Genomic DNA, 15569 nt, shown 5'->3' with positions numbered 1-15569 from the left:
CGGCCCCTTCAGGCCAGCGGCACTGGCCGGCACGGCGACACCTCACGGCAGCAGAGCCCGCCTCGGTTGCCGTCCTCCGCTCCATGGCGAAGCCCCGGGTCAGCGACATCGGGCTGGTTTGTCGCCAGACGGGCAACAGCTGGTCCCGCTGGGCCACTGGCAGCGTGGCCGCCGGCGATCCGCAGCCCATCGACCGGTCCGTGCGCGGGCTGGGATCACCGGCAGTCGGCACGACGACGCGTGGCTGGACGCCAGGGCGAACGGCTCGGAACGCTCCTCGCAGACGGCCCTGCGCTCGTACCTCGAATCCTTGGCAGGTCGCCGATCTCGTGGCTGCCTGGGTCCACCACGTCCTGGTTGCCCGACTCGCGGATGTCCGCCGCCTGGATCATGCCGATCCCCCCTGCCCGGTCGCCGGTGGGGGAAGTGCGGCGACGAGGAGGTCGGCGGCCTGTGTGGTGTTGTCGGCGTGGACCGCGCGGGCCATGGCCGTGCGGGCGGCGTCGGGCTCCGTGTCCGGCGGCACCACCATCAGCACGAAGTGGTCCTTGTCGCCGCGGGTGATCAGGACGGTGTCATCGCCGACGGGGAAGGAGTCGAGGTGCACGACCCGGTCGTCGACGATCAACCGGGTCGGGATCTCGTTCCAGGCAGCGGCGTCCAGGCCGACCCGGGTGATGGGTCCGAGGTGTTCGGCCAGGACGGACACCAGTGCGGGAACCTCCCGCTCCACGTCGCGGGTGCGCGGCCACCATGCCCCGTCGAGGACGCCCTGCCGGGAGTGCGTCGTCTCCAGCCGGAGCAGGGCCGTACCGGGGCGCACCGCCATGTGGATCTCGTCCGGCAGGAGCAACGGGGGCGTGGGCGGGATGTCTGAGTCGGCCATGGTGGATCCGCTCGTCTACGGGTGAGCTGACGCAGCCCGCCCGCCACGGCTGTGCCCGAGGGGGCGACAGGCCGCCGGTGGGGCGACTGCGCCGTCATTTCACGGTACCCCCGGCTCCCGCAGGTCCGCCCGTCGCCCGGACACTCGTCCGTAGGGCCCGGAAGTCCCTCCCCGTCCCAGGCCCGAAACGGATTGCTCGGACGTAGGCTGGAAGTACCGGAAGTACTTCGAGCACCAGCTTCCACGCAGGTGTCGTTTCCGGGGATCACGGAGAACCGGGCTGCCGACGCGCAGCCCGGGGGCAGGTCCGCCATGACCACCACCCTCGACACGACAGCGAACCGCGCCCTGACCCCGGGGATTCCGGCCCGCTTGTCGCTCACCCCGAAGACCACACTCGCCGGCCGGCTCGACGGGGCCTGGTGGCCCCGCTCACGCGACCTGACGGCCGAGCTGCCGGCGCTGGCCGACGCCCTCAAAGGACGCTGGGGCCGCGTCACCCGCGTCCTGGTGAACCCCGGCCACTGGCCCGTCGTCCCGCACAAGGTCGCCGTCGCCGGCCATGTCCTGCATGTGGGCTGGTTCACCGAGCAGGACCCGGACAAGATCATCCTGCTGACCGACTCGACCGGCCGCTGCGACCTGCTCGTGATTCCGCCCGAGACCGAACCGGCCTCCGCGGCCCGGCTGATGACCGCCGCCGCCCTCCCCGGCAGCCCCCTCACCGCGGGCGCGCTCATGTCCGACGAAGCCATGACCGGCCGCCGTATGCGTGAGGCGCGCAGCAGCGAAGACGCCGGGGAGACCGACGGCAGGGCTGACCCGGGACCCCGGCCGCACGAAGCGGCGCACCCCGTCGTCGGCGCGCGGATGATCCCCCTGCCCGGGTACATGCGGGTGGCGACATGGAGACCGTGATCATGCTCGTGGCAGGCGCACTTCTGATCGCGCTCGGCACATCCCTGATCCACCGGCTCAACGCCCAGCACGACGCACGCATGGCGTCCCACCGCTTCAGCGCCCGCCCCCTGCCGCTAGCCCCGACGAATCGCCGATCGCCGGTCAACGGGCACCCTGCCCTGACCTCAGACCACTCCTCCGGCCCAAGGCCGCGGGCGGGGCGCCCGACGCCAGGGACGACCACCCGCCGGCCTCCCGCTGCGTCCCGAACGGAGCACGCCTTCTTGCACCCCACCGAGAACGAGCCCCCGCCGCAGGGGGGATACGCCGAGATCCGCATCGTCTCCGCCACGCCCGAGGCCGCCCGCGCGGTCGCCGAAGTGATCCGCCGGCGCTTCGCCGGGACGGAACAGCGCAGCTACCCTGCGCCGGGCGGCGGCACACGGCTCCACCTCACCGTCGACACCGAGACCGCCGCCGGTTCCGCCCGCACCTGGCTCGCCACCAGCAGACCCCCCACCGGCACCGGCCCGCACTCCGAGGAACCCTGACCAGGACCTGCGCATCCCGGAGCCGCTGCCCGGGCGGCGCGCCAGGCCGGCGTCCTGGCCGTCACCCTGGACGCGGTCGACGAGGACGACCGCCGCCTCATCCGCAGGATCGCAGGACTGTCGAGTGGCACTTCAAAACGCCGCACTCAGGTGAATAAATATCTGCCACCGCGGCATTAGAATTTGACGGATCCCGCGGGGAGAGTTTCTACCGCCACACAGCAGCCGCAGATATTCCTCCCCCACAACCCACCGCAGCGTGCTACTGTCGATCTCGGTTGCAGTTTTGGTACCCAAGAACCTCAAGCGCCTCCAGTCGGACCTTCGGGCCGCAAGAAGCGTTTAGTATTTCCGGTGATTTTCCGGGCGGGGCATCATCGCGGCGACACGGCGTCCGCACGGCGCAGACGTTGATGCATTGCCCCAAAGGAGATATGACATGGCTGCTGGTACCGTCAAGTGGTTCAACGCGGAAAAGGGTTTCGGCTTCATCGAGCAGGACGGTGGCGGCCCTGACGTGTTCGCCCACTACTCCAACATCGCCGCCCAGGGCTTCCGCGAGCTGAACGAGGGCCAGAAGGTCACCTTCGACATCGCGCAGGGCCAGAAGGGCCCGACGGCCGAGAACATCGTTCCCGCCTGACGCTGACACGCGTTCCGCAGTTGGGGCCCGCATCCCTCGGGGTGCGGGCCCCAACTGCATGCATTTCCCGCGGTGCGTTCACCCGCGGTATCGAGCATTGAGAGATCCAACCGACTGGCCCTCTCGGAGCTGCACGCGGTCACTTTTCCTGTTTCAGGCGTCCGAGTCAGTCCGACAGGTTCCGGTCCGCCAAATCTGCCGTCTCAATCCATTCGGCCCGTTCTCGCAATTCCGTGCGCCGCTCCTATGCTGCGGGAATTCCCTGATACGTGCCGTGTCAAGGAAGGTTCCGCATGAACCCCACACGTACGAGCGAGCGCTCTTCTCGCAGCCGCGGCCGCACCCGTTCCGCCGCGCCGAGCCGCTCGGGCGGCTACGGCCGCCGGCCCGCCGCGATCCAGGGCGAGTTCGCACCGCCGGAGACGATCACCCCGGCGCTGCCCGCCGTCGAGGCCTTCAGCGACCTCGAGATGCCGGCCCAGCTGCTCTCCGCGCTCGCCCGTGAGGGCATGGCCGTCCCGTTCCCGATCCAGGCCGCGACGCTGCCCAACACCCTCGCGGGCCGCGACGTCCTCGGCCGCGGCCGTACCGGCTCCGGCAAGACCCTGGCCTTCGGCCTCGCGCTGCTGGCCCGTACGGCCGGCCAGACCGCCGAGCCGGGTCAGCCGCTCGCGCTGGTCCTCGTACCGACGCGAGAGCTCGCCCAGCAGGTCACCGCCGCGCTCGCCCCCTACGCCCGGGCGGTCAAGCTGCGCCTGGCCACCGTGGTCGGCGGCATGCCGATCCACCGCCAGGCCGGTGCGATGCGCGCCGGAGCCGACGTGGTCGTCGCCACGCCCGGCCGCCTCAAGGACCTCATCGACCGCGGTGACTGCCGCCTGAACCAGGTCGCCGTCACCGTCCTCGACGAGGCCGACCAGATGGCGGACATGGGCTTCATGCCGCAGGTCACCGCCCTCCTCGACCGGGTACGTCCCGAGGGCCAGCGGATGCTGTTCTCCGCCACCCTCGACCGCAACGTCGACCTGCTGGTCCGCCGCTACCTGACCGACCCGGTCGTGCACTCCGTCGACCCCTCGCAGGGCGCGGTGACCACGATGGAGCACCACGTCCTGCACGTCCACGGCGCCGACAAGCAACGGACGACGACGGAGATCGCGGCCCGCGACGGCCGGGTGATCATGTTCCTGGACACCAAGCACGCCGTGGACCGCCTCACCCAGGACCTCCTCGACAGCGGGGTCCGCGCCGCGGCCCTGCACGGCGGAAAGTCCCAGCCGCAGCGGACCCGGACCCTGGCCCAGTTCAAGACCGGACACGTCACCGTGCTGGTCGCCACCAACGTGGCCGCGCGCGGCATCCACGTCGACAACCTGGACCTCGTCGTCAACGTGGACCCGCCCACCGACCCCAAGGACTACCTCCACCGCGGCGGCCGCACCGCTCGCGCCGGCGAGTCCGGCAGCGTCGTCACCCTCGTCACCCCCGACCAGCGCCGCGAGATGGCCCGCCTGATGCAGGCCGCGGGCATCACCCCGCAGACCACCCAGGTCCGCTCGGGCGACGAGGCCCTGAACCGCATCACCGGCGCCCAGGCACCGTCCGGCATCCCGGTCACCATCACCGCACCGGTGTCCGAACGCCCCAAGCGCAGCGCGGCCTCCCGCGGTCGACGCGGGCCCATGGCGGCTGCCCGGCGCGCCGCGCGGCTGCGACGGGCCGCCTTCGACCCGGCGGCCTGAGAACAACGTGATCAGGACACTGACCCACCTCTGCAGGAGGCACGTTTTGACGCTGGTCCAGATGGAACCCGGGACGGCGCATGCCGATGCCCATGCCGACCTCGGCCACCGGAGGGTGGCGGACGTGATGGAGGCGGCCGGCCCTCAGGTCTGTGACGACATGACGGTCGAGGTCGCCCTGGCCGTCATGGCCGGCGCCCGCGCGGACCGTCTGCTCGTCTGCGACGAGGAAGGCCTGTGCGCCGGACTGGTCACCCATGCCCAGCTCACCACCGTCAGCGACAGCGCGGCGTACACGGACCGGACCCGCCTGCGCGATGTCCTCGGTCAACGCGGGCCGTGCGCCACACCCATGACCACGATGGCCGAAGCCGAGCACGCGATGCGCTACCGCCGGCTCGACGCCCTGCCCGTCGTGGACGAACGGGGCAGCGCCCTCGGCATCCTGGCCCTCGCCCGCTGAACGACCTCACCGCGCGGTCGGACCATTCCCCTCTTCTCCCCTGTGAGGCATCATGCGCTGCATCATCGCCCGCTACCCGTTCGACCTGACCAAGAACGGCGTCCTGGAGGCCATGAAGGGCATCAAGCCCGAGCCGGTCACGGGCGAGTCCGTGACCATCGGCCGCCGCACCTACCCCGCCAAGCAGGTCGGCCAGGTCATCACCCGTCAGGACCGCCGTGACTTCAGCGCCGGTGAGGTCCTCAGGGCCATGACCCAGCTCGGGTTCACCTGCAGCGGCCTTCCCCAGGCCGCAGCACCGATGGTCGGCCTCAGCCCGCTCCAGGCGGCGGCCGCGATGCTCGGGGACCCCGTCACCGTCTGACCCACGGAGCCGGCGCCAGCCGGCACGTACCCAGCGACGAGGGCCCGACCGGCACGTGCCGGTCGGGCCCTCCTGCGTGCCGACGTCTTTCCTCTCCGCGGGGCGGGGCCAGTGGGCGCAGTGGTCAGGGAGTGGCCGAAGTCGCCGGCGGTCCAGCTTCCTGTCCTCAGCGCAGCGGAAAATCTATGTCGGCCAGAGTAGACATTGAGCTGTGACGCGGTTATGGTTTCTCTCGTACCCAGAGAGACAGCAGGGCCCGGCAGAGACGAACTGCCGGGCAGCAGTACCCGCAGTTGCAGTCCGCAGGACGGTGCGGTCGTGGAGTTCCGAAGCCAGAGCGGTTGCAGGACGGTGACGGGACTGACGACCGGACCGGGTAGCCCGTAGTCATCAGGGGCCGCCGCAAGCAGTACCGCAGTTAACGCAGTTGCAGTACCCGCAAGTGCAGTTCGCAGTACCAGAAGTTCGCAGTACCAGAAGTTCGCAGTTGATCACCGAGGGAAGAACGGAGGAGCAGAGCACCATCAGGATCGCCCGGGCGGAAGTGTGAGCCCGGGAACCGCAGGACATCGATAGTGAGGTGGTCTCCGGTCAAGCAACCGCGATCCCCGCACCCCCGGCAGCATCTCGGCCGGGGCGGCGGACACAGAAGGCCGGCGCAGTACTAGGGTCGGCAGATGGTGTAGCAGTTCCTTCGGGGCCCTGGTGCCGTACGGCACCAGGGCCCCTCCACGCGTTCCACGAGAGAGGTTCAATGACGGCAGACGACTCGTTCAGCCGGCTCGACGACGACGACTACCCCGCCTACACGATGGGACGGGCCGCGGCGATGCTCGGCACCACCCAGGGCTTCCTGCGCGCCATCGGCGAGGCCCGCCTCATCACTCCGCTCCGGTCCGAGGGCGGCCACCGCCGCTACTCCCGCTACCAGCTCCGCATCGCCGCCCGCGCCCGGGAACTCGTCGACCAGGGCACCCCCATCGAGGCCGCCTGCCGCATCATCATCCTCGAGGACCAGCTCGAAGAAGCGCAGCGCATCAACGCCGAATACCGCCGCGCCGCCGAAGCGTCCGGTCAGTCGGCCCCGGCCCCGGCCTCGGCCTCGGCCTCGGCCTGAGGTGAGTGTCCCCCGGCCTGAGGACGACCCGCGCCGCCAGTCGCGTCAGAAGTGGAACACGCCGAGATCGCGCACCGTGTCGGCCAGGGCGCGGATGAGGTCGTTCTCGGCTTCGGTCCGCCAGACGAGGGCGAAGGTCAAGGTCCCCATTTCCGGGACGGGCAGCCAGCGGATGTGGGACATGCCCCAGTACCTCGTGACATGGCCGGGGAAGGTGTGGACGATCTCGCCCATGCCGACGTGGCTGATCAGCTCGTCGGCGTTGTCCGAGGCCGCGTCCGCCACACGCTCGATCGCCCGGCCCCGCGGGGTGTGGAAGGGGAGGTAGCTGTCCTCCCAGTAGTCCGCCAGGCCGAGGGCGGTGGCGTGCGGGAACTCGGCGAGCAGCTCCATCGGCACGGAGTCCCGTGACGCGAGCCGGTGGTCGGCGGCCACGGCGAGGATCCGGGAGTCGGTGCACAGCGGCGGCCCGACGGTGAAGTCCGGCTCTTCCACCGGGAGCCAGGCCACCAGCACGTCCGTGGCGCCGGAACGGAGCCGGCCGAACACATCGGTGAAGGTCGCCTGGCGGACCTGGAGTCCCCACTGCGGGTGGCGCGCCCGGAACGTCTTCCAGTAAGGGTGCAGGTCGGCCATGTTGAAGGGCATCAGGCTGACGCGGAGCTGTGCCGTGATGCCGCGGGCCGCCAGCCGGGCGCGCTCCAGGGACTCGCGCAGGCCCGCATAGACGGGTTGCAGGTCATCCCGGAACTGCCGGCCGACCTCCGTCAGGAACACCGTGCGGCTGGTGCGGGTGAACAGCTCGGCACCGATGCGCCGCTCCTGCTTCTTGATGGCCTGGCTGACGCGCGCCTGGGAGACGTGCAACCTCTGTGCCGTCCGCCCGAAATGGAGCTCCTCCGCCAGCACCAGGAATATCTCGATGTCCCGCAGCTCCACCGGCGCCCCAGCCCCCCTCAGTCGATAACCCAGCGGTTATCGGACCGCGCGGAAGCCTATCTTGATCACGATCAGGGCCCGCGCGAGGGTTGAGGACATGCAGACTGCCCCACCACCGCGGTCCTCGAACCGGCCGGAACGAGCTGGAGCCGACGCCGGCCATGAGCGGTGACATCGACCTCACCGCGGCGCACGCGATGCACGACGCGCTGCGCCGGGAGCTGGCCCATCTGGACCGCATGACCACCAGCGCGGACCGTGACCCCCGGCAGTTACCGGCCACGGCCGGATGGGTGCTGCTGAAGAAGGCCCTCCGCGCCCACCACACGGCCGAGGACGAGGTGCTGTGGCCGGCACTGCGCCGGGGTCTGCCCGGCCGCCCGAAGGACCTGGTTCTTCTGGAGGCGATGGAGGCCGAGCACGCCGCCATCGAGCCGCTCATCGAGGCCATCGACGCCGGGCTCGCCGACCCCGAGGCCGACCGGCTGGGGTTGGGTGTTCTGACCGACGCCCTGGTCACCGGCCTGGCCGGGCACCTGGAGCACGAGGAGGCCGCGGCCCTGCCGCTCATCCGGAGGGTGCTGACGGCCGAACAGGGGAGTCACTTCGGCCGGGTCCAGGCCCGGCTGCTCGGCCACGACGCGCCGCTCCTGCTGCCGTGGCTCCTGGACGGCGCCGACGAGCCGACGGTGGCGAAGCTGCTCGCTCCCCTGCCGGCATCCGTTCGCGCCACCTGTGCCGCCGAGTGGGTCCCGGCGTACGACGCCCTGGACCGCTGGAGTCCCGGCACTGCCCCGACGCACTGACCACACAGAAACGAGAAGGACGAAATGCGCGTGCTGATCATGGCCTACGGGTCACGCGGCGACATCATGCCCCCGACCGCCCTCGCGGCACAGCTGCGGAAGCTGGGTGCCGAGGTGCGGGTGTGCGCACCTCCGGACGAGGAGTTCTCCCGGCTGCTCGCCGGTGTCGGTGTGGAGCACGTGCCGTTCGGCCGCGCCGTGCGCCCGCTGGTGACCGGCGCGCCGCCGTCGCCCGGCTTCGCCACCGAGTTCGCGGCCGAGCTGGTCGCAGGGCACTTCGGCACGGTGGCCGAGGCTGCCGAGGGGTGTGACGCGCTGGTGGCGACCGGCCTGATGCCGGCCGGCGCCCGGTCCGTGGCCGAGAAGCTGGGCATCCCCTACGTGTACGCCTGTTTCCACCCGTTCGAGATGCCGTCGACGAACTACCTCCCGTCGCCGCGGCCGGGCCCGGGGATCTCCGCCGACGGGATCGACCCGACCGACAACCGGGCCCTGTGGGACCTGGACGTCCAGAAGGTCAACGCCCTGTACCTCGCCCCGCTCAACGCCCATCGGGCGGAGATCGGGCTCCCGGCGCTGGACAACGTCCGCGACCACGTCTTCGGCGACCGGCCGTGGCTGGCGGCGGACCCGGTCCTGGGGCCGTGGCAGGATCTGACCGACCTCGACCTCGTCCAGACCGGGGCGTGGATCCTGCCCGACGAGCGCCCGCTGCCGGCCGACCTGGAGGAGTTCCTGGACGCCGGCACGCCGCCGGTGTACGTGGGCTTCGGCAGCATGCCCATGCGTGCCGCGACGGACGTCGCCAAGGTGACCGTCGAGGCGGTCCGCGCGCAGGGCCGACGCGTGCTCGTCTCGCGCGGCTGGGCGGAGCTCGGCCTCGTCGACGACGCGGACGACTGCTTCGCCGTGGGCGACCTCAACCACCAGGCGCTGTTCCCCCGGGTGTCCGCCGTCGTCCACCACGGCGGCGCGGGCACCACGACGACGGCCGCCCGGGCCGGCGCGCCCCAGGTCGTGGTGCCGCAGTTCGTGGACCAGCCGCACTGGGCCGCCCAGGTCGCCGCACTGGGCATCGGCGCGGCCCACGACGGCCCGGTCCCGACCTTCGAGTCCCTGTCGGCCGCACTCGGGACGGCCCTGGGCCCGAAGACGGCAGCACGGGCGAAGGCCGTCGCCGGCACGGTCCGCACCGACGGGACGGCGGTGGCCGCGAAGCTGCTGCTCGAGACGGTGCGGTCCCAGCCGGTGGGCCGGTGAACCACGAACAGATCCCCGGCATCGCGCACGCCGGACCCCCGAGACCTCCGGAACACGAGTACCTGGAAGTGAGTACACAGATGCAGCCGACGTTCGTACTGGTCCACGGAGCCTTCGCGAACTCCTTCTCCTTCGCGCCCCTCCAGGCGGAACTCGGCCTCCTGGGGCACCGTTCCGTCGCCGTCGACCTGCCCGGCCACGGGTTCCAGGCGACGTTCACCCGCGCCTACCAGTCGCCTCAGGACCCCGCCGGGCTCGCCACCGCGCCCGGCGCGATCAAGGGCGTCACGCTGGCCGACAACGCCGCGCACCTGATCCGGATCCTGGAACGGGCCAAGCGGAACGGCCCCGTGATCCTCGTGGCCCACAGCCGCGGCGGTGTCACGGCCACGGCGGCGGCCAACGCCCGCCCCGACCTGATCGACCGCCTCGTCTACGTCTCGGCCTGGGCCCCGGTCGACCTCGACGTGGGCGCCTACTACGCCGAACCGGAGATGGCCACGGTCGATCCCGCCGCGTTCGCCTCCGCGCTGGCCGGCAACCCCGCCGAACTCGGGCTGCTCCGCGTCAACTTCCGCACAGCAGACCCGGACGCGCTCGCGGCGCTCAAGGCGGCCTTCCTCGCCGACGGCACCGACGAGCAGTTCCTCACCTTCCTGAACACCTTCCAGCCCGACGAGAACCTGGACGCCGGCGGCTCCGCCGACCGGGCGCAGGCCGCGACCTGGGGCCGCATACCCAGGACCTACATCCGCCTGGCCGACGACACGAGCCTGCCCCCCGCCCTGCAGGACCGGCTGATCCGCGAGGGCGACGAACTGGCGCCGGACAACCCGTACGACGTCCGCACGCTGGAGGGCAGTCACTTGAAGTGGCTGGTCGACCCGGCACCGGCTGCCCGCGTCCTGGAGGAACTCGCCGCCCTCCCGGTCCCGTCCGCTCAGGCATGATCCGCCTGGTCGGCGGAGGACCCGGCTGCCGCCGACCGGCGAAAATCCCGCATGGCGGATCCGCCTATTCTGTGTTCGCGGACGGAGATATTGACCAGCGCCACCGGGAGAGTTTTTGTCGGCGACGCACAGGAGTAAAAACCGAACGCGCATGGACAACACGGGCATGCTACTGTCGAGCAGTTGCAGTTTTGGTACCCGAAACACCCCGCCGGCCTCGTGCCGCATGGAGGCGTTTTGCATTCCGGTCATTTTCCGGGCAGGGAATCATCGCGGCGACACGGAGTCCGCAAGGTGCGGATTCCGCTGCACTGCCCCAAGGAGATATGACATGGCTGCTGGCACCGTGAAGTGGTTCAACGCGGAAAAGGGTTTCGGCTTCATCGAGCAGGACGGTGGCGGCCCTGACGTGTTCGCCCACTACTCGAACATCGCCACCCAGGGCTTCCGCGAGCTCCGCGAGGGACAGAAGGTCTCCTTCGACATCGCGCAGGGCCAGAAGGGCCCGACGGCCGAGAACATCGTTCCCGCCTGATCTGACGCGTTCACACACAGCTGGGCCCGCATCCTTCTGGATGTGGGCCCAGCTGCATTAATTTGGCAGGGGCTGCCGCGTGCACCCCATTGGCTGCCGCATTCCGTTCGGCGTTTTCCGGTGAATCCCGGCGCCGATCTTCCGCTGCAGGAATTCGCGGCACGCGGGCAGCCGACAGGCCCCGGCCGGCACGCGCCGGTCGGGGCCTCTCGCAGATCCCCTACGGAGTCGGGGTCAGTGGTCCGAGTAGCTGACGTCGCCCATGGTCCAGGCACTGATGTCCGCGATCGAGACGCGGTACATCCCACCCGTCTCCGGGATCCCCACCGTGCCCTGGAGGATCCGTGCGAGGTGGAAGTGCAGGTGTGTGGGCGGGCCGTCCTTCGCCCCCGCGGCCGCGAAGACGGCGGAGAACTCGGCCAGCCGGTCGGAGTCCGCCAGGACCTCCGATACACGCTGGCGCCAGAGCGCTTCGGGTGCCAGCCGGCCTGTGATGACAGCGCCCCCCGTGACGACGGTCAGGGACATCTGGTTGCTCTGCCCGGACTCCACCAGCCTGGCGATGTCAACGAGCAGCTCGTCAATCTTCGACATGGACGCCGATCCTACGGGGCACCGCGCCCCGATCCCAGGTCGTCGCACCGGGCGGGCAGGGACGACCGGGGGCGCGCGGGTGCGGGAACGCCCTCGCCCCGGCGATCACGCCACACTCCCCCCACGGCCGCTGCCTCCCCACCCGGCGCAAGAAAATCTACGTCGGCCACAGTAGACATTAATGAGTAGCTGGGTTATTTTTTCTCTCGTAGCAAGGGGAGACGGCACGGCTGGCAGGGACGACCAGCGGGACCGCGGTCATGGTGGATGCGGTACCCCGAGAGCAGAGCAGTAAGGCGGTACCCCTGGTGAAGGCGTCGGGCTGCGGACGCGCGCACCGGGGCGCGGCAGCAGCGGCACCACGCAGACCGCTGAGCAGCACCCATCAGGTCGATCAGCGAGGAAGGAACGGAGGGACACGGCGCCATCAGGATCGCCCGGGCGGAGGTCTGGAGTCCGGGTACCGCAGGACATCGTTAGCGAGGTGGTCTTCGGTCAGGCAACCGCGATCCCCGCGCCCCCGGCAGCGAACAGGCCGGGAGGGCGGACACAGAAGGCCGGCGCTTCATCGGGGCCGGCAGGTGGTGTAGTAGTTCCTTCAGGGCCCTGGTGCCGGTACTGGCGCCAGGGCCCCTCTATGCGTGTCACGGAGAGGTGCAAATGACAGCAGATGACTCGTACGACCGTCTCGACGACGACGACTACCCCGCCTACACCATGGGCCGGGCCGCCGAGATGATCGGCACCACCCAGGGCTTCCTCCGTGCCATCGGCGAGGCCCGCCTGATCACTCCGCTGCGTTCCGAGGGCGGCCACCGCCGCTACTCCCGCTACCAGCTCCGCATCGCCGCCCGGGCCCGCGAGCTCGTCGACCAGGGCACCCCCATCGAGGCCGCCTGCCGCATCATCATCCTCGAGGACCAGCTCGAGGAGGCCCAGCGCATCAACGCCGAATACCGCCGCGCCGCCGAGTCCGGCACACCGCCGGAGCCCGCCTGAGACGACCACGTCCGATGCCGGCGTCAGCCGGAGGCGGTGAACCGGCCGGCGCCCAGCACGTCCCCGAGCCCCCCGAGCCGCTCCACCAGCCGCGTCGCGGGCCGGTCGCCGGCGCTTCGGCCCACGGCCGTCCGCAGGTCCGCCGCGTGCGGGCGGCTGTAGTACTCGTTCTCCTCTGCCGGGTACGAGGCACGCCGGCCCAGGTCGGCGAACCAGCGCCAGACTACTTTCGCGGCCGTGCCAGGAGACCGCGCACACCCCGCCCAGCAGCGCCGGGCGCAGGCGTGTGCCAGTGCCGCGAGCATCTCCGGCGAGGGCTGCGTGCCGCGGGCTTGTTCGAGACGGACGTGCGGCGCGGGAACACACGAACGCGGAGCTTTTCACCAGCGCCGGACCGCGCGCAATCGCCCGTGAGGCCGCCGCACCGGCGCGTGAGGGTGATCGGTGTGATCGGAATGCCGTAGTACCGGGTGCGCCTGCCGGGCTCGGGTGTGGTCCTCCGGTCAGGCTGTCGGGGCATTGCCGGCAGTCGACGGACGGAGTGTCATGACAGCAGGAACGGCCGGGCGTGGCGGGGTCGCCCGACTGGGGCTCGGCCTGGTGGCGGTGGCAGCGGTGCTGGGCGTCGCCGCGCCCGCGCAACCGGCGGTGGCGGTACCGGGCGCGGCGGCGGTGGCGGGGGCGGTACCGGGCGCGTCCGGTGGGCAGGTGCTGCGGGCGCCGCTTCCCGGCGGGCTAGGCCCGTGCCTGGGCAGCCGCTGCCCCACCGTGTGGCCCGACGTGCACACCGGGTCGGCCCGCGGCTACGACGAGGGCATCAACGTCTTCGTCGGCGGCGACTTCGCCGTGCGCGGGCGGGCCGCCGAGGCCGAGGGGAAGGTAGTCGTCCTGGGTTCGTTCAACCAGGACAAGGAGGCGCGCGGCGTGTACAACGTGGGCGTCGTCGGCGCCGGCTCGCAGGTGCCGCCGCCGCCGGGCTCCGTCTACCTGACCGCGGGCGGACGGGTGGACGTCGCGGAGGACGAGCGGCTGGAGGCCCTCGGCGGGGTGGTCCGGCACGCGCAGGGCACCTCCGGGACCGTGAGCGCGCTGCGGGTGGAGCGTGCCGAGGACGCGGCCACCCCGTACCTCCCGCTGCGCGACCAGCTCACCGCGGCCAGCCAGTGCTACGCGCGCCCCGGCGGCGTGCTGCGCCCGGCGACCGGCACGGCCGTGAACAACCAGTACGAGACCCTGTTCACGGGTGACGGCACGAGCGCCCTCCAAGTGTTCAACGTCGACGCCGACCTCGCCACCCGGGCCGGCGCCCAGCAGGGCATCCGGTTCGCGAACATCCCCGCCGGCGCGACGATCCTGGTGAACGTCCTGGGTGTGAACCGGCAGATCGTGACCTTCAGCGGCGAGCAGACCTACCGGCAGCGGCTGCTGTGGAACTTCCCCGACGCCACCAGCGTCGGGCTGCGCGGCACGGGCCAGTTCCAGGGGGCGGTGCTCGTCGGGCAGCAGGGTTCGCGGACCGAGGTGACGCTGCCCGGGATGAACGGCCGGTTCTTCACCACCGGCTCGCTCACCCACACCAGCCGGGTGGACGGTGGCGGCGGGCAGGAGTTCCACTCCTACCCGTTCACCGGTGACCTGCCCGAATGCGCCGGTCCGCCGGTGGTCACCCGCCCGGTGGAGGTCCTCAAGACCGACCCGCAGGGCGTGCCGCTCGACGGGGCGGTCTTCCAGCTGTGGGAGGAGACCAACGGAACCGAGGGCCTGCAGCCCGGCCCGGACGACCCCGACACGCGTGTCGGCCGGCCCTGTACGACGGGTGCGGAGGGCACCTGCCGGCGGACGGTCGGGGAGGGCACGTACTACTGGCAGGAGACGGCGGCCCCGCCCGGTTACGAACTCCCGGAGCCTCCGGCGGTGTTCGGCCCGCTGGTCGTGAACGCCACCACGCCGGAGTCGGGGGTGAGCGTCACGGCCGTCAACCAGCGCGGTACGCCCGGCCCGGACCGCGGGACGGTGTCGGTGCGGAAGACCAACCCGGACGGGGCCCCGCTCGCGGGCGCGGTGTTCGAGCTGTGGGAGGAGACCAACGGCGTCCGGGGGCTCCAGGCGACCGGGGCCGGGGCCGACCGCAAGGTGGGCGACGACTGCGTGACCTCCCGGCCCGCCGCGGTGTGCAGCCGCACGGTCCCGCTGGGCGAGTACTACTGGCGGGAGATTACCGCTCCCCCCGGCTACGAGCTGCCGGCGAACCAGGTGTTCGGGCCGCTCCGGCTGACGGAGGACAACGCCGGGGAAGGGGTGACGGCGGTCGCGGTGGACGACCCGTTCCGCGGTGAGATCACGGTGGTCAAGAAGGACCCGAAGAACAAGGAGCCGCTGCGGGGCGCGGTGTTCGAACTGTGGAAGGAGACCAACGGCGTCCGGGGGCTCCAGCGCGACGGCGGGAGGCCCGACACCCGGATCGGACGGCCCTGCGAGACCAACCGGAAGGGCGTCTGCGAGTTCTGGGGCCTGGGCGAGGGCTGGTACTACCTGGTGGAGACCGAGGCCCCCGAGGGGTACCGGCCTCCCGAGGAGCCGGTGACCGGGCCGCTCCAGCTGGACGTGCGGACCCCCGACCACAAGGTGACGGCCGAGGTCTTCAACCAGCGCGACGAGGGCCCCGGCCCGGAGCACGGCCACGAGGACGCGCACGGCAAGCCGCCGCACGACCCGCCGCGGAAGCCCTCGTACCCCTGGCCGCTGCCGGGCCCGGCCAAGCCCGCCGGCACCCCCGCCCCACGCACGGCATGACGCCGTGACGGCGACGCCATGACCGGC

The 15569-nt window shown here is 71.4% G+C and carries 17 protein-coding genes; 13 read left to right on the top strand and 4 right to left on the bottom strand.

Annotated elements, in window-relative coordinates; all coding sequences use genetic code 11:
- Positions 1–388: 388 nt before the first annotated feature.
- Positions 389–886, bottom strand: a complete 498-nt coding sequence (locus ACFY61_RS29495) for a DUF5994 family protein (RefSeq protein ID WP_389476937.1) — start codon at positions 884–886, stop codon at positions 389–391.
- A gap of 312 nt (positions 887–1198) precedes the next feature.
- Between ACFY61_RS29495 and ACFY61_RS29490 the strand changes: the two genes are divergently transcribed.
- The 7 genes from ACFY61_RS29490 to ACFY61_RS29460 all read left to right on the top strand — a co-directional run bounded on the left by ACFY61_RS29490 (position 1199) and on the right by ACFY61_RS29460 (position 6666).
- Positions 1199–1804, top strand: a complete 606-nt coding sequence (locus ACFY61_RS29490) for a DUF5994 family protein (RefSeq protein WP_389476935.1) — start codon at positions 1199–1201, stop codon at positions 1802–1804.
- Positions 1805–2070: 266 nt separating this feature from the next.
- A complete protein-coding gene (locus ACFY61_RS29485; RefSeq protein ID WP_389476933.1) occupies positions 2071–2337 on the top strand; it encodes a hypothetical protein in 267 nt (88 codons plus the stop codon).
- A 439-nt stretch (positions 2338–2776) separates the two neighbouring features.
- Positions 2777–2980 (top strand): cold-shock protein, encoded by a 204-nt coding sequence (locus ACFY61_RS29480; RefSeq protein WP_112446604.1) that lies wholly within the window; start codon positions 2777–2779, stop codon positions 2978–2980.
- A 293-nt stretch (positions 2981–3273) separates the two neighbouring features.
- Complete coding sequence (locus tag ACFY61_RS29475) at positions 3274–4722, top strand: DEAD/DEAH box helicase (RefSeq protein WP_389476931.1); 1449 nt, start codon at positions 3274–3276, stop codon at positions 4720–4722.
- Between the two features lie 46 nt (positions 4723–4768).
- Complete coding sequence (locus tag ACFY61_RS29470) at positions 4769–5185, top strand: CBS domain-containing protein (protein ID WP_389476929.1); 417 nt, start codon at positions 4769–4771, stop codon at positions 5183–5185.
- A gap of 52 nt (positions 5186–5237) precedes the next feature.
- Positions 5238–5549, top strand: a complete 312-nt coding sequence (locus tag ACFY61_RS29465) for an SCO5918 family protein (RefSeq protein WP_389476927.1) — start codon at positions 5238–5240, stop codon at positions 5547–5549.
- A gap of 754 nt (positions 5550–6303) precedes the next feature.
- Positions 6304–6666, top strand: a complete 363-nt coding sequence (locus ACFY61_RS29460; protein WP_389476925.1) for a MerR family transcriptional regulator — start codon at positions 6304–6306, stop codon at positions 6664–6666.
- A 45-nt stretch (positions 6667–6711) separates the two neighbouring features.
- Here ACFY61_RS29460 and ACFY61_RS29455 read toward each other — a convergent pair whose 3' ends face one another.
- Positions 6712–7605 (bottom strand): LysR family transcriptional regulator, encoded by an 894-nt coding sequence (locus tag ACFY61_RS29455; RefSeq protein WP_389476923.1) that lies wholly within the window; start codon positions 7603–7605, stop codon positions 6712–6714.
- Positions 7606–7766: 161 nt separating this feature from the next.
- On the opposite strand from ACFY61_RS29455, the gene ACFY61_RS29450 reads away from it, so the two are divergent.
- From ACFY61_RS29450 to ACFY61_RS29435, 4 genes are all read left to right on the top strand, one after another.
- Positions 7767–8411: a hemerythrin domain-containing protein gene (locus ACFY61_RS29450; RefSeq protein WP_389476921.1), complete on the top strand. Its 645-nt coding sequence runs from the start codon at positions 7767–7769 to the stop codon at positions 8409–8411.
- 24 nt (positions 8412–8435) lie between these two features.
- A complete protein-coding gene (locus tag ACFY61_RS29445) occupies positions 8436–9671 on the top strand; it encodes a glycosyltransferase (RefSeq protein WP_389476919.1) in 1236 nt (411 codons plus the stop codon).
- 80 nt (positions 9672–9751) lie between these two features.
- On the top strand, positions 9752–10621 hold the full coding sequence (locus ACFY61_RS29440; RefSeq protein WP_389477041.1) for an alpha/beta fold hydrolase: 870 nt from the start codon (positions 9752–9754) through the stop codon (positions 10619–10621).
- Positions 10622–10952: 331 nt separating this feature from the next.
- A complete protein-coding gene (locus ACFY61_RS29435; protein WP_389476917.1) occupies positions 10953–11156 on the top strand; it encodes a cold-shock protein in 204 nt (67 codons plus the stop codon).
- A 234-nt stretch (positions 11157–11390) separates the two neighbouring features.
- Here ACFY61_RS29435 and ACFY61_RS29430 read toward each other — a convergent pair whose 3' ends face one another.
- Positions 11391–11750, bottom strand: coding sequence for a hypothetical protein (locus ACFY61_RS29430; RefSeq protein ID WP_389476915.1), 360 nt, complete (start codon positions 11748–11750; stop codon positions 11391–11393).
- Between the two features lie 660 nt (positions 11751–12410).
- Between ACFY61_RS29430 and ACFY61_RS29425 the strand changes: the two genes are divergently transcribed.
- Positions 12411–12749: a MerR family transcriptional regulator gene (locus ACFY61_RS29425; RefSeq protein ID WP_389476913.1), complete on the top strand. Its 339-nt coding sequence runs from the start codon at positions 12411–12413 to the stop codon at positions 12747–12749.
- A gap of 23 nt (positions 12750–12772) precedes the next feature.
- Here ACFY61_RS29425 and ACFY61_RS29420 read toward each other — a convergent pair whose 3' ends face one another.
- Positions 12773–13054 (bottom strand): hypothetical protein, encoded by a 282-nt coding sequence (locus ACFY61_RS29420; RefSeq protein WP_389476911.1) that lies wholly within the window; start codon positions 13052–13054, stop codon positions 12773–12775.
- 241 nt (positions 13055–13295) lie between these two features.
- Between ACFY61_RS29420 and ACFY61_RS29415 the strand changes: the two genes are divergently transcribed.
- The gene (locus ACFY61_RS29415) at positions 13296–15542 is read left to right on the top strand and encodes a choice-of-anchor A family protein (protein WP_389476909.1); all 2247 of its coding nucleotides are present in this window, start codon (positions 13296–13298) and stop codon (positions 15540–15542) included.
- Positions 15543–15569: the final 27 nt, after the last annotated feature.

Source organism: Streptomyces sp. NPDC012888 (assembly GCF_042900645.1).
Lineage (GTDB): Bacteria > Actinomycetota > Actinomycetes > Streptomycetales > Streptomycetaceae > Streptomyces.
This window is presented reverse-complemented; position numbering and strand designations above follow the sequence as displayed.

Bases quoted from the DNA above. Each gene is read 5' to 3' on its own strand.
- ACFY61_RS29445 (WP_389476919.1), top strand. From the start codon at position 8,436: ATGCGCGTGCTGATCATGGCCTACGGGTCACGCGGCGACATCATGCCC.
- ACFY61_RS29425 (WP_389476913.1), top strand. From the start codon at position 12,411: ATGACAGCAGATGACTCGTACGACCGTCTCGACGACGACGACTACCCC.
- ACFY61_RS29480 (WP_112446604.1), top strand. From the start codon at position 2,777: ATGGCTGCTGGTACCGTCAAGTGGTTCAACGCGGAAAAGGGTTTCGGC.
- ACFY61_RS29420 (WP_389476911.1), bottom strand. From the start codon at position 13,054: ATGCTCGCGGCACTGGCACACGCCTGCGCCCGGCGCTGCTGGGCGGGG.
- ACFY61_RS29495 (WP_389476937.1), bottom strand. From the start codon at position 886: ATGGCCGACTCAGACATCCCGCCCACGCCCCCGTTGCTCCTGCCGGAC.
- ACFY61_RS29460 (WP_389476925.1), top strand. From the start codon at position 6,304: ATGACGGCAGACGACTCGTTCAGCCGGCTCGACGACGACGACTACCCC.
- ACFY61_RS29430 (WP_389476915.1), bottom strand. From the start codon at position 11,750: ATGTCGAAGATTGACGAGCTGCTCGTTGACATCGCCAGGCTGGTGGAG.
- ACFY61_RS29415 (WP_389476909.1), top strand. From the start codon at position 13,296: ATGACAGCAGGAACGGCCGGGCGTGGCGGGGTCGCCCGACTGGGGCTC.
- ACFY61_RS29435 (WP_389476917.1), top strand. From the start codon at position 10,953: ATGGCTGCTGGCACCGTGAAGTGGTTCAACGCGGAAAAGGGTTTCGGC.
- ACFY61_RS29450 (WP_389476921.1), top strand. From the start codon at position 7,767: ATGAGCGGTGACATCGACCTCACCGCGGCGCACGCGATGCACGACGCG.
- ACFY61_RS29440 (WP_389477041.1), top strand. From the start codon at position 9,752: ATGCAGCCGACGTTCGTACTGGTCCACGGAGCCTTCGCGAACTCCTTC.
- ACFY61_RS29465 (WP_389476927.1), top strand. From the start codon at position 5,238: ATGCGCTGCATCATCGCCCGCTACCCGTTCGACCTGACCAAGAACGGC.
- ACFY61_RS29475 (WP_389476931.1), top strand. From the start codon at position 3,274: ATGAACCCCACACGTACGAGCGAGCGCTCTTCTCGCAGCCGCGGCCGC.
- ACFY61_RS29490 (WP_389476935.1), top strand. From the start codon at position 1,199: ATGACCACCACCCTCGACACGACAGCGAACCGCGCCCTGACCCCGGGG.